11 protein-coding genes are annotated in these 23,213 nt (G+C 48.5%); 6 read left to right on the forward strand and 5 right to left on the reverse strand.

All coding sequences use genetic code 11. The features are described from left to right. Positions 1-99: 99 nt before the first annotated feature. Together ACN4EG_RS06540 and ACN4EG_RS06545 are read left to right on the forward strand one after the other, a co-directional pair. Complete coding sequence (locus ACN4EG_RS06540) at positions 100-1,512, forward strand: amidase (protein WP_431628528.1); 1,413 nt, start codon at positions 100-102, stop codon at positions 1,510-1,512. Positions 1,513-2,202: 690 nt separating this feature from the next. After that, a complete protein-coding gene (locus tag ACN4EG_RS06545; RefSeq protein WP_431628529.1) occupies positions 2,203-3,576 on the forward strand; it encodes a sensor histidine kinase in 1,374 nt (457 codons plus the stop codon). Positions 3,577-3,682: 106 nt separating this feature from the next. On the opposite strand, the gene ACN4EG_RS06550 is transcribed toward ACN4EG_RS06545, so the two are convergent. Both ACN4EG_RS06550 and ACN4EG_RS06555 read right to left on the reverse strand, forming a co-directional pair. Then, positions 3,683-4,729, reverse strand: coding sequence for a zinc-dependent dehydrogenase (locus ACN4EG_RS06550; protein ID WP_431628530.1), 1,047 nt, complete (start codon positions 4,727-4,729; stop codon positions 3,683-3,685). A gap of 61 nt (positions 4,730-4,790) precedes the next feature. Continuing rightward, a complete protein-coding gene (locus ACN4EG_RS06555; RefSeq protein WP_431628531.1) occupies positions 4,791-6,185 on the reverse strand; it encodes a sensor histidine kinase in 1,395 nt (464 codons plus the stop codon). Positions 6,186-6,382: 197 nt separating this feature from the next. Between ACN4EG_RS06555 and ACN4EG_RS06560 the strand changes: the two genes are divergently transcribed. Together ACN4EG_RS06560 and ACN4EG_RS06565 are read left to right on the forward strand one after the other, a co-directional pair. Continuing rightward, positions 6,383-7,078 (forward strand): response regulator transcription factor, encoded by a 696-nt coding sequence (locus ACN4EG_RS06560; RefSeq protein WP_431628532.1) that lies wholly within the window; start codon positions 6,383-6,385, stop codon positions 7,076-7,078. 514 nt (positions 7,079-7,592) lie between these two features. Continuing rightward, positions 7,593-7,892 carry a hypothetical protein gene (locus ACN4EG_RS06565; RefSeq protein WP_431628533.1) on the forward strand — a complete coding sequence of 100 codons (300 nt, stop codon included), beginning with the start codon at positions 7,593-7,595 and terminating at the stop codon, positions 7,890-7,892. Positions 7,893-8,150: 258 nt separating this feature from the next. Here ACN4EG_RS06565 and ACN4EG_RS06570 read toward each other — a convergent pair whose 3' ends face one another. Next, positions 8,151-9,347, reverse strand: coding sequence for an LL-diaminopimelate aminotransferase (locus tag ACN4EG_RS06570; protein WP_431628534.1), 1,197 nt, complete (start codon positions 9,345-9,347; stop codon positions 8,151-8,153). A 233-nt stretch (positions 9,348-9,580) separates the two neighbouring features. Between ACN4EG_RS06570 and ACN4EG_RS06575 the strand changes: the two genes are divergently transcribed. Continuing rightward, positions 9,581-10,282: a Uma2 family endonuclease gene (locus ACN4EG_RS06575; RefSeq protein WP_431628535.1), complete on the forward strand. Its 702-nt coding sequence runs from the start codon at positions 9,581-9,583 to the stop codon at positions 10,280-10,282. A gap of 117 nt (positions 10,283-10,399) precedes the next feature. On the opposite strand, the gene ACN4EG_RS06580 is transcribed toward ACN4EG_RS06575, so the two are convergent. Then, positions 10,400-10,729 (reverse strand): thioredoxin family protein, encoded by a 330-nt coding sequence (locus ACN4EG_RS06580; protein WP_431628536.1) that lies wholly within the window; start codon positions 10,727-10,729, stop codon positions 10,400-10,402. Positions 10,730-10,884: 155 nt separating this feature from the next. Further along, the gene (locus ACN4EG_RS06585) at positions 10,885-11,775 is read right to left on the reverse strand and encodes an alpha/beta fold hydrolase (protein WP_431628537.1); all 891 of its coding nucleotides are present in this window, start codon (positions 11,773-11,775) and stop codon (positions 10,885-10,887) included. Between the two features lie 530 nt (positions 11,776-12,305). On the opposite strand from ACN4EG_RS06585, the gene ACN4EG_RS06590 reads away from it, so the two are divergent. Beyond that, positions 12,306-23,129: a Calx-beta domain-containing protein gene (locus tag ACN4EG_RS06590; RefSeq protein ID WP_431628538.1), complete on the forward strand. Its 10,824-nt coding sequence runs from the start codon at positions 12,306-12,308 to the stop codon at positions 23,127-23,129. Positions 23,130-23,213 lie beyond the last annotated feature (84 nt).

Consider the following 23,213-nt stretch of genomic DNA (forward strand, 5'->3'; position numbering starts at 1 on the left):
TGCCAATTGTTAAACTTGATCTCACCTTAACGCTAAGCTGTGGCATCTTGCTTAGATTAGGCATCAACCTCGTTCTCCATTGGCTCCTCGATCGCGTCTATGAATCCCACTGATTTAGCCTTTACCTCCGCCCTAGACCAAGCTCGGTTAATTCGCGAAAAGGTGATCTCGCCCCTAGAACTGACCCAACTTTACCTCGATCGCATTGAACGGCTAGATCCCAAACTGGGCGCTTTTTTCCACGTTGCAGCGGAACAAGCATTGCAGGATGCCCAAGCCAAAACAGAACTCCTTACCCAGTCCAGCGCAGATTTACCTCCATTCTTTGGGGTGCCTACAGGCATTAAAGACCTTAATTCTGTGAAAGATATGCCCTGTTGCTACGGTGTCAAACTGCTACGCAACCGCATAGCGCCCCAGGATGATTTGGTGACAACCAAGATGAAGCAAGCCGGATTTGTGATCCTGGGGAAAACCTCTACATCCCAACTCGGTGCCTTGCCCTACGTGGAACCCCCCGGTTTTGCGCCCACCCGTACGCCCTGGAACGTAGACTACTCCGCTGGAGGATCAAGTGGGGGATCGGGATCCGCTGTAGCAGCGGGACTGTGTGCCGTTGCACCGGGAACCGATGGGGGCGGGTCGGTCCGAATTCCGGCAGCCTGTTGTGGCGTCGTTGGACTCAAGCCGTCGCGGGGGCGAGTGTCCTGTGCGCCAGTGGATGAGTATTTCAGTGGCTGTGTGGTCAGTGGCACCTTGGCCCGATCGGTGGCGGATGCGGCAGCGTTACTGGATGTACTGTCAGGATACGAAATGGGCGATCCCTATTGGTTACCGGAACCGGAAGACAGCTTTTTGGAAGCGACCCAGCGCGAACCCGGGAAACTTCGCATTGGCTTTGCCACCCAGATTCCGCCCCTCGGAGAAGCCGCAGCGGATTGCCACGAGGCTGTTTTGAAGACGGCCCATCTGTTGGAGTCGATCGGTCATTGGGTAGAACCGTTGGAGTTTGGGTCGTTTGAATTTAGTGAGATGATTGAGCCCTTTCGGTTGACTTGGCAAATTCACAGCGATGTTGGCATTCCTGGCATTTTCCTAGAGAAAGTGAATCGGGATCTGTGGTTTAAGGCGCAGTTCTTTCGGGCAGGTCAATATATTCGAGTCCGGCAACGACTCTATGCCTTTGCACGGCGGGTCGTGCAGGTATGCAGCCAATACGATGTGATCTTACTGCCGACCTTAATGTATCCCGATTTAAAGGTGGGAGCTTGGAAACACCTCAGCGCCCAGCAGATTCTGCAAAAGGTAATTCATTGGATTGCCCCTTGCCCTGCGTTTAATGTCAGCGGCCAACCTGCGATCGCGCTGCCCATGGGATTTAGCTCAGAAGGGGTTCCGGTAAGTGTGCAACTGGTGGGGCGTCCGGCGGATGAGGCGACTTTAATTTCCGTGGCAAGGCAACTCGAGGCGATCGTGAATTGGCAAAAACAGCGACCTGCGATCGCAATTTAGAGGTATAGCCAACAATCATTTCCTCATCAGAGCCAGTGGTTTGTCATTCGTTCAAGCCACTGGCTTTTGATTGAGAGAGGATGGAACTCGATCTTTTGATTCCTGGGGAATCATCTCCTAAATTCTACTCAGATTTTTAACGAGAAGTTAATCTAAAAATGACCTATTTATTAATCTTAAAATGCATCTTTTACAGTCAAGATTATGAATTAGATAAGCAGCTCAGTCATACAGTCTAGGGGTAATAAAGTCTATGGAAAATAAGGTATTCTTCCAAGTAATTCAAGAAGGGAATCCCCTCCTCAGCTTTGCCTTACCTTAGGGAGGTATTCCTGATAATGTCTTATTTTAGATAGGCTAATCCCTTGAATATATACAGTGCTTTATGCTAAAAAATATTGGGTTTGATCAGGGTGAATGATTTTGTTGATACTTTTCAAAAATAGTCGTGAGTATTAATTCCTAAAACTGTATTAATCTCTATGACTCCTCAATGCATCACCTGAGATGTAGTCGATCAATGTAGCTGAGTCATGTATTCTCCCTTGTCTGAAATGTAAGTCTAGGGAGAATCTTACAGAAGCCTTCATAAAAATTGAATTATAGCGATCCACTCAGATCCCTAGAATTTATTTCTGTAGCCTGAGATAAAACTTCAACCAGCCAATGATTGTAAGGAATGTTGGGCCTGTGCGTTTTGAATTAACTTCAACCATCTCTGAGTTGAAATCTTGGGAAGCTCAGTTAGAGATTCAAGAGATTGGCCAATGCTTAATTGTGCTCTTCGATCAAGATCCGCTCTTGCCGGGTGTGGTATTAACCCGCGATCGGGGCTATCAAGGCATGATTTCAAGGCGACACTTTTTTGAGCAAATGAGTCGTCCCTACAGTTTGGAATTATTTTCCCGTCATCCATTGGAGCGATTCTGTGATGCTTGGGCTACGGAACCTCTGATTCTGCCAGGAACCACCTCGATCGTGGAAGCGACGCAACAGGCACTCCAACGATCGGCTGATTCCATCTATGAACCCATCTTGATGGAAACAGCATCGGGAAGCTATCGAGTGCTAGATTTCCACGAATTATTGCTGGCCTATTCCCAAGTTCATACTCTCTCTTTACGATCGCTCCAGCAGGCCCAACAGGAAGCTCAATTGGTTGAAGCGAATTTGCGACAACTCCAGTACAACTATTCTCGCCACCTTCAAACTGAAAAAATGGCTGCTTTAGGTCAGCTCGTTGCAGGGGTTGCCCATGAGATTAATAATCCCACAAGCTTCATCTACGGTAACCTGAATCACGTCGATCGCTACATTCGCGACTTTTTAGAAGTCATTGCACTGTACCAATCGGAATATCCCCAACCTTCTCCCGTGGTGCAAGCCAAGTTACAGGAACTCGATTTTGATTTTTTAACCAGTGACATCATCAAGTTAGTTCGATCGATGCGAGTGGGTGCAGAACGGATTACAGAAATTGTCAAATCGCTACGCAACTTTTCACGGTTAGATGAATCCGATTATAAAGCAGTAGACATTCATGATGGCATCGACAGTACCATTATGATTCTGCGCAGCCGATTAAAAAGTCAAACCAAGCGACCTGAAATTCAAGTCACCAAAGACTACGGTTTGCTGCCATCCGTAGAATGCTATGCAGGTCAACTCAATCAAGTATTCATGAATATTCTTTCGAACGCGATCGACGCGATCGAAGAACAGATAGAACAATATCCCCAAACAGTTCCCATCCCCCAAGGAAATGTTCATATCAAAACACAGCAGATGGATAATGAATGGATTATGATTTCCATAGCTGATAATGGGTCTGGTATTCCTGAAAGCATCCAAAATCAGTTATTTGATCCATTCTTTACTACTAAGGCTATTGGGAAGGGAACCGGATTAGGACTCTATATCAGTCATCAAATTATTAAAGAAAAACATCACGGCAAACTAACTTGCCGATCTAGTCCCCAAGGAACAGAATTTCTGATTCAAATTCCCATTTGCCAAACTCGAACGTGTCCACCTGTACGAGCCTACGCCCTTGCCATAGATTAACGCAATGAATTCACGGGAATTTTTGATGCGATCGCATTCGTCTTCGATTGCATCAAAAATCTGACTGCTGACATAGCCGATGGGAGGGGCAGCTTGGTAGCCGTACCTAAGGATAGAGCAAAATTTTGTAAGTTTCTGGAGTCGGCTGAATCGCTTGTTCCACGGCTTGGCTTAACTCACTGAGTGGATAGCGATCGCTAATTAACGCATCCACATCAATTTTCTTCCCAAACACCAATTCTGCGGATAAGGCTTGCAGTGGAAAGGCAGAACTATAGCTGCCCATCAAGTCAATTTCCCGACGGTACAGCAAGTTGGGGTTTAGGGGAATTTCCACCTCATCGGGAAACTCCGCAAAAAACAAAATTTTGCCGCCCTTGCGCGTACAATCCAACGCCTGGAAAAATGCCTTATCGCTGGGAACCGCCAATAAACTAACATCTACACCATAGCTTTGGGTTAAGTCCTGCACCTTTTGAGTTAGCGATCGATCGCGGGCATCAAAGGCTGCCAACGCCCCCACAGCCATTGCCTTTTCTAACCGGGCTGGAATCAAATCTGTGACGATCGCCCTTGCGCCAAAGTGGTTGACCAGCATGACAAACATTAAACCGATCGGCCCTGCCCCTGTAATCAATACCGTTTGGCCTGCGCGAATTTGGGCTTTTTTAACGGCCTTGAGACAGCAATTCGTAGGTTCAACAAAGCTGGCTTGCTCAAAGGTAACGTGCTCCGGGATGGGAATCAGCCCACCTTGACGCACGATATGTCCTGGCACCTTGACATACTCGGCAAAGCCGCCACCACTGGGCGCAAACCCTGCGGTTGTCGTAATTTTTTTATACGTCTCGCACATGGAATAGCTACCGGTTTCGCAGTAGCCACAATTCATGCAGGGAATGTGGTGCATGACCACCACTCGATCGCCCACCTGCCAACCTTCCACCGCTGCACCGACTTGGAAAATCGTGCCTGCGGTTTCATGGCCAAAAATTCGAGGGGGTTCATAGAGGGGATATTTAATTTTTTTAATATCTGATTGACAGAGACCGACCACTTTAACCTGCACGAGAACTTCATCATCGGCCAGTTCCGGCATAGGAATTTCTTCGTATTGTAGGTTATTGACCCCACGAAAGACCTGTGCCTTCATCCTAATGACTCCTCTCCACTAAATTCACAACCGCTTGACTAGGACTCTACCATTAAGCAGGTCAATCTGAGAGATGTTTATTGAGATGACCCACGACCGCAGGCAATCGGATCGTAAACATGGTGCTCTGCCCTTCTTGACTCACGACACTAAGGGTTCCCTGATGCAGATCAACACACTTCTTCACTACCGCCAATCCTAACCCTGTTCCCGCGATCGTAGAGACATTCCGACCACGATAAAACGGCTCATACAAATGCGGTAAATCTTCCGAAGGAATGCCCATACCCTGATCCTGCACGTGGAAAAGTAAATCGTAGCGATCGACCTCAACAATTAAATAAACATCCTGGTTAACCGCAGAATATTTTACGGAATTTAATAACAAATTACTCAGAATTGAATACAGTAACTTTTCATCCACATAAACTCGCTGTCCGTGGAAATGACTGATAAACTTAATTGAATCTTGTAGGGGATCGGCCATGCGAATATCCTCGACTAAATTCAAGCAAAAGGAATCCAATTCAACCCACTCCGGCTGAAATTCTAAATTCCCTGCCTCTGCTCGACTCAGCATCAAAATATCAGTCAATAGCCGCTTCATCACCTGGGCAGAAGAGTGAATGCGTTGGAGGCTGTGCGATCGTTTTTCTGCTGACCATTGGGTATGGTTTTCAAACAACAGTTGGCTAGATCCTAAAACAACACTTAATGGTGTCCGAAACTCATGGGAAACCATGGAAAAAAAGTTGAACTTTAAATTACTTAATTCTTGCTGCTGTGCCCATTTGGCTTCCATCGCTTCCAATCGCTGCCGCTTCATAACCTGACGATAAACCGCCAAAAACCCTAATAATAAAACCAGAAACATTGAAAACGTTAACCAAACTTCCAAACTCATTCGACGTTGCATTAAATCCTGGGAGTGCTGTAGCCACTGCTTTAGGCGCACTTCCTCCATTCCTTTCATTTCTGCAAGAAGCCATTGAATACGATCGCGCAATCGTAAACTTTCCGCTGTGATTCGCCGTTGTTCAATGTCAATCTGATTAGTCGTGCGATAGTGCTGGATTGATTTTTCTAGTAACGCGACCCGTTTGGGAATGAGTTCCTGGACTTGGTTGAAATATTCCAATTGTGCTGGATCTTCCCCTAACTGATCTTCCAGACTTTGCAGACTAGGATGAAGCTGGGTTACGCTTTCTTGATATCGATCGAATTCTTCCCGATTGCCGATAAAAACATAGCCCCGCCGACTCGATTCCGCGATCGTCATCTCTAGGGAAATCATCGAGAGGGTACGAGTGACCTCATAGGAATGGAGTAACCGTTGAGTAGTGCCAATGAACTCTGTTGTATTGCGATAGGATGCCCAACTGCTGATCCCCAGCCAAATTGTCGCTGTGGAGAATCCTGCTGCCAACCATTTTTGTTCAGAGAACCACTTCCCCATACCAGAACCTACTCCTCACACAACGATTCATCATAGTTGATCGCAATTGCTCGAAATTGATTGCAATCAAGTGCCTACTCCTACCATCTACACACTGTAATTCCCATTGATTCTGATTCGTGTTGATTTACAAAATTTGAATGGGCTCACAAAATCGACGCCCTCTCGTTACCATAAGAAGCAGAGGTGACAAATCTATGCGAATTTTAGTGGTTGAAGATGACATTCAAATCGCTGAAGTCCTCAGTGACGCTTTGGCCGAGCACCAGTATTTGGTAGATGTGGTGCGGGATGGAGAAACTGCATGGGATTGGATTAAGACCTTACCCTACGATTTACTCATTCTAGATGTGACGATCCCAAAACTGGATGGTCTCAGTCTCTGTCGGCAATTGCGCAACCGCCACTATAGTTTGCCCGTGCTGATGCTGACCGCCCGTGACACGATCGCAGACAAAATCCATGGCCTGGATGCGGGGGCGGATGACTATATGGTGAAACCCTTCGATCTTCAAGAGCTGATGGCGCGGGTGCGTGCGTTACTGCGTCGGGGTACCGGGACTGTCCCGGTACAACTCACCTGGGGGAACTTGCAAATTGATCCCAGTACCTACGAAGTCACCTATGCCAACCATTCCCTCAGCCTCACGCCTAAGGAATATGCCATTTTAGAATTGCTCGTCTCCAATGGTCGGCGCGTACTCAGTCGATCGGGCATTATTGAACAAATTTGGTCGCTGCCAGAATCTCCAACGGAAGAAGCCGTTAAGTCCCATATCAAGGCTCTACGACAAAAATTAAAAGCTGCCGGTGCCCCCGATAACTTTATTGAAACGGTTCACAGCATGGGCTATCGCCTCAAACCTCCAGCACTAAATAGATCACCCTGCTAGCTTCTTGCACCTGTCTTTACATCGAGGCTCGAGTATGCGGATGCGGATTGGGTCGCAAGGATTGGGTCGCAAATTCAGGGGATTGATCAAGGAAATATTTACGGAGTTAAAAAAGAAGAACCTTTCTAAAGTTAGATGTCAATTGTATTCTTAACCAAATCTACCCTTTTTCTACCCGATTTCCCCTCGGTTTTCCCACAGGGCTTTGATAGCTTGAAGGTACTGGGTCAGTGCAACCGATCGCTTGCAAATTGGATTGATTGTCAACGCACACGATGTCAACGTGTACGGTGTCAACATGTTTTCAAGATGCATGATGTCAACTTGTACAAGGGTGCCTGTCTCATGTTGGGCTTTTCAGAAGTGGCGTATATCTAACGTCCTGATTCGACATTGCAGTCCGTTTGTGGATGCAGTGTGTGATACCGGATCGATAGCATCTACCCCTTTTAGAGAAAGTTGTGTGAGGTGAACTGATCCGTCCAGATCGATCGTTTGGATTGGATGGTAAAAGATGGTTAGGGATACGTATTGTGGCTGGCTCATTGAAGTTAGCTCAACCTCCGAAGGCTACTCGTTTCAATGTACTTCTTCCAACAACGAAGAATGGCACGATCGAGAGTTCTATCAATCCGGAAGTTCAGCTCGAGCTGCAGCCCGTCGATTTGTTCAAGCAGCCGTGGTCAGAACCGCTCTGCGTCATTGTTACAGTTCCTATTGTGTAGGAGGCTTGAGTCCTGAAGAATACGTCACCTTAGAAGATTTAATTTTGAGTGCGCTCAATCTTGACACCCTCAGCTTAGAGTGCTCTTGATAGTTGTTTTTCACTACGATTCTCTAAACACTATTGAGTGAATTCGGCCAGTTCTGTGACCCTGTTAAATCGACTGTACAATCCATGGCAAGTCCGATTTCAGAATGCACGGGGGGTCAATTAACACAAGTTTGTCCGATGAGTGACAGTGGGTTATCAGCGTTTGGGATTTTGGCCTAGGACACAGCCGCTCCATTGCTGATAGCCTTTTTTCTTTACAGATTTTTCTGGGTTGTTGTAATAAGCAGTGGAGCCTTCTCACCGTGGGACAGTCTGTGAAAGCTTATTGTGATCCAGAAACAGAGCGATTCGATCGACCGCAGCCATCAAAATTGCGGGTTCATGCACTAATGCGAATCGGACATAACCTTCTCCCGCTGGACCAAAGCCCACCCCTGGAGAGGCCGCTACTCCAGTTTGGGCAATTAAGTCTTGGCAAAATTGGATGGAATTTTGGGCGTAGGGTTGCGGAAGCTTGGCCCAAACGTACATGGCCGCTTCTGGCGCAGGTACATTCCAACCGATGGCATGGAGGGCATTGACGAAGACATCACGCCGTTTACGAAAGGTTTCTACGGTGTGGTGAACAGTATCCTGAGGCCCCGTTAACGCCGCGATCGCGCCATTTAAAATGCCTAAATACTGATTGAAATCCACGGTGGCCTTAATTTGTCGCAAGGCCCGAATCAGATCTGCATTACCGATCGCGTAACCCATGCGGAAGCCGCCCATGTTGTAGCTTTTGGACAGGGTAAAAAATTCGATCGCACAGGTTTTATCGGGGTCGGCCTGCAAAATTGACGGCACTGGCTCCTGCCGAAACACTAAATCTACATAGGGAAAGTCGTGTACCAATACTAAATTATGCCGTTGGCAAAAGCTGACGGCAGTTTGGAAAAATTCCAACGGGGCGATCGCGCTGGTGGGGTTGTGGGGATAGCTCAACACCATCATTCGGGCTTGGGCCAAGACTTCTGCTGGAATCTCAGCAAAATTCGGCAGGTATTGGTTATCTTCCCGAATCGGCATGGGATAAATCTGTCCCCCCGCTAGGTACACGCCCCCGGCATGGGAGGGATACCCCGGATCAAGCAAAAGCGCGTAATCTCCCGGATTCAGAATCGCTAGGGGTAAGTGAGCCGTACCTTCCTGGGACCCAATCAGGGGTAGAACTTCCGTTTCAGGGTCAACAGGAATGCCAAATTTGCGTTCGTACCAATGGGCTGCAGCCTTGCGAAAAGATTGGGTGGCGTTAAAGAGCAGATAGCCATGGGTCGCCGGATCTTGCAGCGAATCAGCAATGACTTTAAGAATGTGGGGACTGGTGGGTAAATCAGAGGATCCCAGGGAGAGATCGATAATATCCTGCCCCGTTGCTCTGGCTTGGGCCTTTGCACGATCCATATCAGCAAAAACATTGGATTGCAGCGGAATTAAGCGATCGGCAAATTGCATAGCAGATGACTCGCAAAGGGGCGTATTTCTGATTGTAAAAGCTGGTCATGGAAGCTGAACGGAAGTTTTTTAGAGATTGCCGGTCAGCAATGAGATCGGACAGAAACGTGGATTAAATTAAGTTTATTTGTACTACTGATACAATAAACATAGTAATTTTAAGGTATCGCAATTCCAGGATGTCGCAGTTCTAAACCGTTCTATTAAGCTGCAACTATTAAACTGCAACCATTATGTTGAAATATGTTGAACCCCTAGACTGGCTCCCGACCGCCGCAGAATTGCCCGATTCCGATGATACGCCTTTGGATAACGAACTCCAAGAATTGATTCCCACCCTGCTCAAGCTGATTTTGGCGGAAATTTGGGACAGTCGTCTCGATTGGTTTTTCGGGATCGATATGGGGATTTACTATAATCCAGATGAGCCGCCGATCGTACCCGATGGATTTCTCAGTATAGGCGTGGCAAGTGTCAAAACCGAAGCGCTGCGTCCCAGCTATGTCCTATGGGAAGAGAATGGAATTCTGCCCCAGTTAGCGATCGAAGTGGTATCCCAAAAGTATCGGGGCGAATACAGCAGTAAAAAAGACCTCTACCAAAGGCTGGGCATTCTCTACTACGCCATTTACAATCCTCGGCGCAAGCGCAAACCGACGTTAGAACTGTATAAGTTGATCAACGGCACCTACCTTCCCCTCGTTGGCAATCCGATCTGGTTGCCGGAACTCGGCTTAGGGTTAGGCAAGGAACGGCAAACCTACCAGGGGCGCGATCGGGAATGGCTGTTTTGGTATGACCAGCAGGGAACGCGCTATCTGACGCCCCAAGAGCAGGTACGCCAGGAACGCAGCCGAGCCGATCGAGCAGAGGAGCGGGCCGATCGTTTGGCCGATCGCCTGCGCCAGTTGGGTATCGATCCAGATCAAGTGTGAATTCTTCAAAGACAGCTAACCGGGCATAGACTTCCATACCCGGTTGGATTGCGTGATACCTAGTGATACTTGGAGGTGATAGGCAGAAGCGATCATGGCCATCGCTCAACAGCTCATCTAAGCCGCAAGATAGGTTGTGATCAAGTCCTCTAACTTCTGCTTAGGAATGGCTCCTTCATGTTGGCTCGTGAGTTCTCCATTCCGGAAGAACCGTAGAGCCGGAACCCCTTCAACTTTGCACAGTGCAACACTTTCTGGATTGGGATCCACTTCCATTTTGATAACTTTCAAACGATCGCTATAGCTATTGGCGATCGCCTCAACGAGGGGGGCCATCAGCCGACAAGGCCCACACCAAGCAGCCCAAAAATAGACCAGCACAGGCTTGTCCGCTTTCAGCACTTCGGTTTCGAAGTCAGAGTCAGAGATAATTTGCAGGTTACTCATACAAGGTCAGGTAAACGAGCCGCTCAGCCATTTTATCAGCCCTGCTGTTTGATCAGCCTGTAGGAATCTGATTGATACCCGGTACCCTCAGGCTTGGGACTTACCCTCAGGCTTGGGACTATGTTGCCGAGCTGCGATCTATGTCTGAGATCGGTTCAGGTACTGCGAATAAAGCTTAAAAGATGGTCTGCGGTTTCCTGGGGTTTCTCCAAGTGGGGTACATGGCCGCATTGGTCAATCCAAATTAACTGGCTCTGGGCGATCGTGGTGCGGAAACGATCAGCGTCTGGAGTCCCTAAAATTGCATCCTGGCGTCCCCATAGAATTAACGTGGGGACTTGCACTTGGGCAATGCGATCGCTGAGAAACCCATAGCCACCGCTTTTGGTAAAGGCAATTAAGGCTTTGCTCCAGCGGGGTAATTCCAAGTGGAGCGCGGCGCACAGTTCCGCATCGGGGGTGACAAAACTGGAGTCATAGTAGGCTTTGAGGCTAACCTGTTGGCGCACTTTCGGTTGCCGCAGGAATTCTGTTGCCAAATAGCCCAAAGGTGGAAACAGGAACTTTGAAATCACAGGACTTTTGGCAAATCCTGCACTATCCAGCAAAACTAACTGCGCCACTGCATCGGGATAGGTCAAGGCAAAGTCGATCGCCGCTGCCCCCCCCATGGAAGCCCCCACCAATACCATGGGTCGGCCAATGCAGGTCTTCCAAGTGTAGTACAGGTGCGTTTTGATACTTTCAGGGTCAAAGCTAAGATCCACAGCGCGATCGGTAAACCCAAACCCCAGCAGATCGATCGCCCAAGTTTCCTGGGATGCGGCTAACAGTGGCAGCAATCGACGAAACTCAAAGACAGAGCTATCAAACCCATGGAGGAGCACGATCGGGGTACCGCCCTCGCTTTGCTGGACAAAGGTAGTGTCGATCGCCGTCAAACTGAGCGGGGTAACAATCTTCTGGCGTTGGATATTTTGAGCCAGGGTGATGGAAGCTGCTTCGGTCAGTTGGCTAGCACGACTAGGTAAAAAACTTGGGAACATTTGCACGACATCGCTTGGGATCAGACCCCATTATACGAAGCACAATGACGTCAAACACAATGGCATCAAACTCAATGGCATCAAACTCAATGGCATCAAACTCAATGGCGTCATCCTAAACCTTCTACCTTACCCATCCTCCCTATCTGGCCATCCCTATTCGCCCTGCCCCTCGATCAACCCGCGTCTCCCAACCCGGGTTTCTCAACCTGTTCTCCAACATCCGGGAATGAGGTGAATTCCTACCAATCCGGACAAGATTTTATCAGGACTAAAAAATACGTGAAATCTCCGGAGGGCTTTTGGGCAAGCTAACTTTGTTTACACGGTTATACGGATCTCAAATTCTGTATCACTCCGGTAACGAAATAACCAAGCTCACGTGATTCAACGAAGTTTTAAGCAAGTTTCACGTTCGAAACTGGACTTCAGCGGTTATCTTGGAGCAGCCCGATCGCCCACTAGGGAAGAGGCTCATTTTCTAACTGTGTTGTAACTGTTCGCACCTGCCAATCTCAGGAGTTTAGAGCATGGAATTTGCTGGGTCTTCCCTCTGGAATTCATCTTCACTCACTATCCCTCCATTTTCCTCTAGTCTCGATCGCTACGGGGCTTCTCCCTTAACTCCTTCGCCAGGATTCAATCCTGGGACTGCATCCTCCTTAGTATTTATCGATGCGGGAGTCCAGGACGCAGCGTCCCTACTAGGCAGTCTTGATAGCAATACGGCGGTCTATTTCCTCAATCCTTACCAGGATGCGATCGGTCAAATTACGGCAACGCTGTTACACCATACGGGCGTTGAGTCAGTCCATATTCTTTCCCACGGTGCCGCCGGTCAGCTACAGCTGGGAAATTCCTGGCTCAGCGGAGATAACCTAGCCTCCTACACACAGCAATTGAAGTCCTGGGGGCAGGCATTGACTGCTGATGCCGATATCCTGTTATACGGTTGTGATGTGGGGCAGGGCTCGATCGGGCGATCGTTCCTGCAAAGTTTAGCCCAATTAACGGAAGCCGATGTGGCCGCATCGGATAACATCACCGGGGCAGATGGAGATTGGGTGTTAGAAACTCAAATTGGCACCATTAACACTGCCAGTCTCAACCCTGTTAACTATCGGTATGATCTCAATACCCAACTGCTCTCTGGCATTCAAACGACCCTGTCTAGTGCAGCAGTGGGAGGCTCCATCTCTCCCGGCATGGTTAGCCAAAATGGCCAATATGTCGTCTTTACGAGCAAGTCCGATGGGTTAGTCTCGCAAGATAACAATGGCTTTGAGGACGTTTTTCTCTACGATCGCGTTAACAACACCTATACTTTGGTGAGTCACGATGCGACCAATACGAACGCGGGTAACGGAACCTCTCTCAGACCTGTAATTAGTGGTGATGGTAACTATGTTGCCTTTGTCAGTAGCGCCAGTAATCTGGTCAGCGGTGTCACAGACAATAACAACCTAGAAGATATTTTCCTATGGGAGCGCAGTACCGGCAAGATCACATTGCTGAGTAACTTGGGTGGGGTTACCCAAGCTGGCAGCTCAACGAACCCGGTGATTAACCAAGATGGTTCCGTCGTCGCGTTCACCAGTACAGCATCTGGCCTACTGGGAGTACCCGATCGCAACGGGGTCAGTGGATCAGACGTCTTTGTCTGGACAAAAACCAATGGCTTGGAGTTGGTGAGTGTTAACCAAAACTTTAATGGAAGCGGGAATGGCTCCTCCTCCAACCCTGTTGTCAGCGCCGATGGTAACTATGTTGCCTTCATCAGTACTGCCAATGACCTGTTACCTGGAGACAATGATGGTTTCCAAGCGGATGTTTTTGTCTATGGGGTAACGAGTGGGACATTTGACCAGATTAGTATTAATCCAGCAGTCGCTGGCAGTGGTAATGGCACTGCATCGGGTCGCTTGGCCATTAGTGCCAACGGTGGACGGGTCGCCTTTGCCACTTCGTCCCGATTGTTAGCGACCGATACGAATACATCAAATGATATTTATGTATGGGATCGCGCAACTGGTAACCTGATTCTGGGTAGTGTCAGCGCTACCGGCACCCAAGCAGGGGATAACAGTTCCGATGCCCCAGTCTTGAGTGCCAATGGACAATATTTAGCCTTTAGCAGCTTAGCGAGTAACTTAGTTGCCACGGGAGACACCAACGGTGCATTAGATATCTATTGGCGAGATCTGGATTCAGCCAATCCTAGTCGCTTAATTAGTCAAGTCGGTGGTGTGGTTGGTAATTCCTCATCCCTCAATCCTGTCATGAGTGATGATGGCAAAACGATCGTCTTTGTCAGCAGTGCGACTAATTTAATCGCTAATGACACCAATAATCGGGCTGATGCCTTTGCCTATAACATTGACAGCCAAGTGTTATCCCTCGTCACCCGGCAGCAGGGGGTTACCCCTCCCACAGTTGGCGATAGCGGCACACAGAGTCCAGCCATTAGCGGCGACGGGAAATTTGTCTTCTTCAGCAGCGATGCCACTAACTTAGTTCCCCAGGATACCAATGGGGTTGAAGATGTCTTTTTCACTGACTTAACAACGGGGGCAGTCAGTCTTGTTTCCCGGGCTACCCGCACTTCCGTTACAGGAAATGGCAACTCCGAAGTCACCGCCAATCAATCCATTAGCACCGATGGCCGCTATGTCGTCTTTACGAGTTCGGTGGATAAGCTGGTGTCAGGAGATACCAACGGTGTTACAGATATTTTCCTACGGGATGTCACACTACCCAGTAGCGATCCCAATGCGATTAAGCTAGTGAGTCGCACAACCACTGGCAACGCTGGTAATGGAGCATCCTCTACACCGATGATCAGTGGTGATGGCAACTTTATTGTTTTCACCAGTTCTGCTTCTGATCTGGTTGCGGGGGATACTAATAATCAGGCAGATATTTTCCTGTACAACCGATCGACGGGTACAGTTCAACTGATTAGTAAAGTTGGTTCTACATTAGCCAATGGAGCATCTGCCAATCCGATTATTAGTAACGATGGCCAGTACGTTGTCTTTACCAGTACTGCTAGTAATCTAGTTGCCAATGACAGCAATAATGCCCAGGATGTCTTCCTATGGAATCGTACAACAGGAGTCATCCAGTTAGTTAGCAAAACAGGTTCGGGTAACAGTGGCAATGCTGCATCTGCCAATGCCACTATCAGCGCCAATGGGTTATATGTGGTCTTTACCAGTACCGCGAGTGACTTAGTGGCAGGGGATACAAACGCAGCCCAGGATGTATTTGCGTTTAATACCCAAACTGGTGCGGTGACCCTCCTAAGTACGGGGGCTAGCGGCATTGGGAATGATAATTCCTTCAATCCTGTGATTAGTGATGATGGTCGCTATGTAGCGTTTACCAGTGATGCCACCAACCTTGTCGCCAACGATACCAACGGAACCCAGGATGTCTTCCGGTACGATCTGCAAGCTGCATCTAATCCCCTCGCCTTAGTGAGTGTGAATACCAGTGGTAACGCTGGAGTTACAACGGGGACACCTACTACGCTGGGTTCCTACGCACCAACCATGAGCGCAGATGGTAATTTGATTGCCTTTGTCAGCACGGCCAGCGATTTAACAACGACCACGGATACCAATGGCAATGTTGCTGATGTGTTTATCCGCAATATGCAAACGGGCCAGACGTCCCTGGTGAGCGTCAATTCCGCTGGAACCGGCAGTGGCAACGGATCAGGCTCGCTGAATCCCGTAATTAGTGCTGATGGTCGCTATGTAGCCTTTGTCAGTACAGCCTCGGATTTGGTTACAGGAGACACCAATGGCAATATCCAAGATGTTTTTGTTCGGGACACGGTCACGGGACGCACTCGTTTAATCAGCTTAGATGAATCGGATATCAATGCAGGAAATGCAGCATCCAAAGATCCGACCCTGAGCCGCAATGCCGCCTATATTGCCTTTACCAGCGATGCGAGTAATTTAGTCGCGGATGATCTCAACCGCGCCGCAGATGTCTTTGGGACCCAACTGAAACAAACGGTCAGCATTGTGACCCAGGATGGCACTGCAACTGAAACGGCCGGTGATACTGGATCGTATAAAGTCAGCCGCACCGATCCGACGGGAACACTTATTGTCAAGTTGTTGCCTAAGGTCACGGGTACCGCATCGGTTCAAGACTATGACATTACGACCACCACAGCGGGCGTTACGTTGGTTCGGGATACTAATACTGGACTGATCACTTTGACGCTGAGCGATAATGTCAAAGATGTGATTTTGGTTGTGACACCGATCGATGATGTTGTAGCAGAACCAACTGAAGCCGTAGAACTCGCCCTCGTTGATGATGGGGGATTTTTAATCAGTAGCGCCGCTGCCAGTGCTAGCGTTTCAATTCTCGATAACGATACGGTTGTTACCAACACAAATGATTCGGGAGAAGGGTCTCTGCGGCAGGCCATTTTAAATGCTAATGCCTTTGCGGGAACCAATACTATTACCTTCCAAATTCCGGGTACAGGGGCCAAAACGATCGCATTGCAATCAGCCCTTCCAGATATTACGGATACCGTTATAATTGATGGCACGAGCCAAGCCGGATTTACAACAATTCCCGTCATCACCCTAGATGGAACCGCGATAGCCACGACAACCAATGGTTTAAACCTCACTACCAATGGCAACCAAGTCAAAGGACTCAAAATCACTAATTTCAAAGGCAACGGAATTGCAATTGCAGGAAGTAATAATACAATTGGGCTTGGGGCAGTCGATACAATTGGCAGCAACATCATTACTGGGAATGGTCAAGCAGGCATTGCCGTCACTTCAGGCACAGGTAATCGGATCTCTGGCAACTCGATCGGCAATAACACTGGATTAGGGATCGATCTAGGCCCAACGGGAGTCACGCCCAATGATATCGGTGATGTTGATACCGGCGCAAATAATCTACAGAACTTCCCCGTTTCCCTGGTTGCAGAAAACACCATTGCTGGCGATCAAACCATTATTACAGGTCGTCTCAACGGAATTGCTGGACGCACCATTCGGGTTGAGTTTTTCAGCAATACAGCCGCCGATCCCTCGACCAATGGGGAAGGAGAAACCTATCTTGGCTTCCAAGATGTGACGATCGATAGCAGTGGATTTGCCGACATTTCCTTCACAACAACAACCGCTATCACAGGGTTAGTCAGCGCCACGGCAATTGATACCCAAAGCGGAGACACCTCCGAATTTGCCGTCACCGTGCCCGTATCCAAACCGGAAATTTCGATCGTCCCCGTAGTACCCTCTCTCATTGAAGGGAATACAGGAACCAGTGGCTACGGATTTGATGTGGTGCTGTCTCGGGCCAGTGCCCAAACCGTGACTGTGAATGTTGCGACCCAAGCAGGTACCGCAACGGAGGGAACTGATTATCAGGCACTGGCGCAAACACTCACCTTCGCACCCGGTGTAACCACCCAGCGGATCACGGTAAACGTCATCGGAGATACGCTGGTTGAAGCAAATGAAACATTTAATGTTGTTCTGAGCAATCCCTCAGTCAATGCAACGTTAGCGACAACGCCATCTGCAACCGGAACCATTCGAGACGATGATACGCCTCAGTTCTCGATCGTACCCTCCAGCCCAGCAATCACGGAAGGCAACAGTGGTACTGTAGCCTACACCTTCACCGTTAGTCTGTCGCAACCCAGTCTAACCCCTGTTTCCGTGGATTACCGCACGGTTGATGGCACAGCGATTTCCACTGGGGTAGGAGCAGATTTCGTAGCCACTACCGGCACGCTAAACTTTGCCGCCAATGATACGACGCCTAAGACGATTACCGTTTTAGTCAATGGCGATACCATCTTTGAGCCCAATGAAAACTTCTTGGTCGAACTGCTCAATCCCCAAGGAGCGAGCCTAGACAGTACGGCCTCGACTGCAACAGGCGTTATTACAAATGATGATCCTGCCCCTGTAATTACGTTCCAGTCACTCACGCCATCGGTTACGGAGGGCAACAGCGGCACGACCGATCTGATTTTTAACGTTCAGTTATCAGGAGCTTCTAGTAGTCCAATTAGCGTTGACTACACCACTCAAAATGGGACTGCTCTTGCTGGGGAGGACTATACAACCGTTAATGGAACCTTGACCTTTGCCCCTGGAGAAACCAGTAAAACCATTACGGTCAAAGTTGCAGGAGACAATAAGTTTGAAATCGACGAAACCTTGTCTTTGGTGTTGTCTAATCCTACGGGCAGCGCCACGATCGGGCCAGGGAATACCACCGCAACGGGCACAATTACCAACGACGATGCCCGTCCGACCATTAGTTTCGCATCTTCCAACGTTTCGACCCTAGAAGGCAATAGCGGCAGCACTCCCGCAACCTTTACGGTTAATTTATCCAATCCATCCAGCGAAGTTATCACCGTCAGCTACGCAACTCAGGATGGAACGGCTACGGCTGGTTCCGACTATACTTCCGCCACTGGAACCCTCACATTTAACCCTGGTGAAACCAGTAAAGATATCGCAGTTCAAATTACCGGCGATACCATCGTAGAATCCAATGAAACCTATCAAGTACAGTTGAGCGGCGCGACTAATGGGACATTATCCAGTGGGGGCAGCACGCTGTCCGCAACAGGAACTATCCTAGATGATGACATCGGCATCGCGATCGTGCCTTTAACGATTAGTCAACCGGAAGGGAATAGCGGTACGACAAACTATAGCTTTAAGGTGCAGTTATCCAAACCTGCCACGCAAGCAGTCAGTGTCAACTACACAACCAAAGATGGAACCGCCCTGGCAGGGGAAGATTACACAGCAGCAAATGGAACGCTCACCTTTGCCGCTGGAGAAACAGAGAAAACAATCACCATTCAAGTCAATGGGGATACGAAGTTCGAGGGTGATGAAACATTTACCTTAGAGCTCTCAAATGCAGCGGGCGCGACCATCACTTCGGGTAATTCGATCGGCACAGCAACCATTACCAACGATGATGCCCGTCCGACCATTAGTTTCGCCTCCTCCAGTGTTTCAACAGTGGAAGGCAATAGCGGCAACACTCCCGCAACCTTTACGGTTAACTTATCCAATCCATCCAGCGAAGTCGTCACGGTCAACTATGCAACGCAGAATGGAACGGCTACGGCTGGTTCAGATTACACCGCTAATACCGGAACCTTAACATTTAATCCCGGTGAAACCAGTAAAAATATCACCATTCAAGTCATTGGTGATACCACACCAGAAGTTAATGAAACCTACCAGGTTCAATTAAGCAGCGCCACCAATGGAACATTCTCCGGTGGGGGCAGTACATTAGTCGCCACGGGAACCATCACGGATGATGATGCTCCAGTGGTTCCAAAGGTTTCGATCACTCCCACGCTGGTTTCCAAAACTGAAGGAAATAGTGGCAGTCAGTTCTACCAATTTACGATTCAATTAGATCAACCAACGACCCAACAGGTCTCAGTCCAGTATGCAACCGTTGATGGAACCGCCGTCAGTTCTGGCCTCTCCGCCGATTATGGTGGCAAATCCGGCACCTTGATTTTTGCGCCAGGTGAAACCAGTAAAACGGTGGCGATCGAAGTGTTCGGAGACACCAATTTTGAGGCCAATGAAACCTTTAAGTTACAACTGAGCAATCCGCAAAATGCAACCTTAGGAACGACGGAAGCTACGGGTGAAATTCTGAATGATGATGCGGCTCCATTACCTGGGCTATCTGTTCTTGCAACACCCACTACAGTGGTGGAAGGCAATGCTGGAACCACAAAGACTGTGACCTTTACAGTTTCGTTATCCAGTGCTGCAACTCAGCCCGTCACAGTCACCTATACCACCGTAGATGGCACAGCCACCTCCGCCGGAAATGATTATATTCCCGTCTCCGGTTCTTTAACATTCGCTCCTGGGGAAACAAGCAAAACCGTCAATGTAACGGTGATTGGAGATAATACCGTTGAGCCCGATGAAGACTTCTCGCTGAACTTGAGCAATCCAACCAACGCGAAGATTGATGTTCTGTCAGCTTTTGTCACCATTTCCAATGATGACTCCAACAATGGACAGCCACCCACCGTATCCCTGGGAACGGGTACAGTCAGCCTTGCGGAAGGGAATACATTAGGTTCAGTGATGCTCTTTACCATCACCCTCTCCCAACCCGCCACCCAAACGGTCACCGTTCAAGTAGACACCGTAGATGGTACGGCGATCGCTGGACAGGACTACGTTCCCATTTCCAAGGGCCTCATTACGTTCAACCCAGGAGAACAATCGAAAACGTTTACCGTTTCCACGATCGGTGACACTATCCCTGAACCCGATGAGACTTTTGACGTTCGCCTCTCTAACCCCAGCAATGCTGTTTTAGGCACCTTGAGTCAAACCGGAGTGATTGTCAATGATGATGGCCCAGTTCTGCCAACAGTTTCCTTGGGAACAACCGCCATTACCCAAAATGAAGGCAATTCTGGCACAACCCTCTATACCTTTACGGCAACTCTATCTCAACCAGCTTCGTCCACCATCACCGTTGACTACGACACGATCGACGGTACGGCAACCGTTGCGGATAATGACTATGCCCCAGTCAGCAATGGGCGCTTGACCTTCAATGCTGGAGAAACAACGAAAACCTTCAATATTGCGGTCAATGGAGACACTAAAGTTGAAACCAATGAAATCTTTAAAGTTCAACTGAAGAACCCCGTTGGTGCCACGATCGGGACTGCTAGCCAAGATGGAATTATTCAAAATGATGATGTTGCCCCGTCCCTCAGCCTGAGCATTGTACCGACCAACGCAGCACAAACTGAAGGCAATAGCGGTACCAAAGCCTTCACATTTACCGTCAATCTTTCCCAGGCTGCAACCACTCCAGTTACAGTGAACTATGCCACCGTAGATGGGACAGCGACGGTTACCAATAACGACTATGGCCAAAAATCAGGAACACTCACCTTTGCCGCTGGCGAGACTTCTAAGATCATTACGATCGATGTGAATGGAGATACCGTTGTTGAACCCGATGAAAGCTTCTCAGTTCAGTTGAGTAATGCCTCTGGGGCAACGATTAGTACCGCATCCGCCAGCGGAACCATTATCAACGACGATTCCCTTGCCCTGCCAACCATTTCGATCGCGCCGATCACCTTAAGCCAACTGGAAGGAAACCTAGGAAACCGTGCCTATGACTTCACCGTTACACTTTCCCAGGCTTCTACTCAAGCGGTCACGGTCAACTATGCCATTCAAGATGGCACCGCCACTCTAGCCGATGGCGATTATGTTGTGAGTCAGACCGCTGGCACACTCACCTTTGCCCCCGGTGAGACTAGTAAAGTGATTACCGTCAATGTGGTGGGTGACAGTAAGTTTGAGGCGGATGAAACCTTTACGGTCAGACTCTCTTCACCCAGTAACGGCATTTTAAATAGCAGCGCAACAATTGCTACGGGCACAATCCTTAATGATGATAATGCAGGTATGGGCACCAATCTTTCAGTAGATGGAAAGACTGACGTGTTCTGGCGTAATACCAACACCGGAGACGTTATTTTCTGGCAGATGAATCAGGGCCCTTCGGTCATGCAGTATGCACTCAATCAAGTCATGAGCGATCCCAATTGGGAAGTCCGAGGAACCGCTGATTTTGATGGAGATGGGGATGCCGATATTCTGTGGCGTAATTCCTTCACTGGAGCCAACCAAATCTGGCGTATGAATGGCACCACTTTTGGCGAAGCCATTGCCCTACCTTCAGTCACGGATACTAACTGGACAATTGAAGGAATTGGCAACTTTACGGGCATTGCGGGTCACCAAGACATTCTCTGGCGGCAGAAACAATCAGGGATTGTACAAGTCTGGGCGATGAATGGTGTAACACTCGTGAAGGGCTATTCAGTCTTCACGATCGGAAATGGAGATTGGGTCGTTGAAGGCACGGGTGACTTGAACGGTGATGGTGTTACCGATGTGGTTTGGCGCAACCAACGCACAGGCGCGATGACCGATTGGTTAATCAATGCTGATGCTAGTGGAGTTCGTTTCCAATCGGTTGATTTGCTATCTGTGCCTGATTTAGCTTGGAAAGTGGCGGGCATTGCAGATTTTAATGGCGATCGTAAGCCGGATATCCTCTGGCGGAACTACCGAACCGGGGAAAATGATATTTGGATCATGAATAATGGTCGGTACGTCAGCAGTACCCACCTTCTGAAGGTACCTGAAGCCAGCTGGGTCATTAAGGGAATTTCAGACTTTAACAAAGATGGTAGCCCCGATATTCTGTGGCAGAATCAGCAGACCCAAGAAGTATCACTTTGGTACATGAACCGAGATGCCTACGGCATTAGTCTTGCCCTGCCCAATGCCCCTGTTGGTTGGTCAATTAATGGCGTCAATGATTTTGGAACCGATGGGAAGACTGATATTTTGTGGCGAGATACCAAAACCGGTGCTACCTATATTTGGACGATCGATAGCTCTACCTTCAATCAAACTATTAACATTGGCCGCATTGACGATTTGAGCTGGAAGGCGGAGTTGACAGGTGACTTTAATGGCGATGGGAAGGTTGATATTTTCTGGCGCAATCAGCGGACGGGATCTAATATCTTTTGGATCATGAACAATACACAGTTTGTGACCTCCACAGCCAAGATTCCCCAAGTGCCCGATCTCAGCTGGAAAGTCCAAGGAACTGCTGATTTCGATGGGGATGGGAGCCTTGACATTCTCTGGCAAAACCGCTCTACCGGCCAAGTTGTCATTTGGAAAATGGATCGCGATCGTTATGTTCGAGATTATACTGTGATGACAGTTCCTGATCTTTCTTGGCAAATAGAAGGGATTGCTGACTTTGATCTGGATGGTAAACCCGATATCCTCTGGCGCAACTATCGCACCGGACAAACTGACATCTGGCGCATGAATGGATTTAATTACCAACAAAGCCTGAGCTTACCCTTGGTATCCGATATCACCTGGCGCATTGAAGGAATTGGTGACTTCAATAAGGATGGACGAATGGATATCCTTTGGTTTAATACCTTGACTCGAGATGTTGACATTTGGACAATGAATAACTTTGCCTTGATGCAATCCTATCGTGTGAACAAGGCTCCAAGTGGTAACTGGCAGATTCAGGGCATCCGAGACTTCAACGGGGATGGATTACTAGATATCTTCTGGGTCAATCCAACGACAGGTTCCACCCAGGTCTGGTACATGAGTGGTGCTAATTATGGAAGTGCAGTTATTTTGCCTGCCTATTCCGACTTGAATTGGCGCATTGAAGGTTTCGATGATTTCAGGAGTGGAACCTCTAACTAAGTTGGTCAAGGTTCACTCAATACAGTTCACTCAATACAACAGTCCACTCAATACATAAGTCTCGATGAATTGTTAGGAAGCAAA

This window comes from Alkalinema pantanalense CENA528 (assembly GCF_050753345.1).
In the GTDB taxonomy this organism is placed as follows: domain Bacteria; phylum Cyanobacteriota; class Cyanobacteriia; order Leptolyngbyales; family Leptolyngbyaceae; genus Alkalinema; species Alkalinema pantanalense.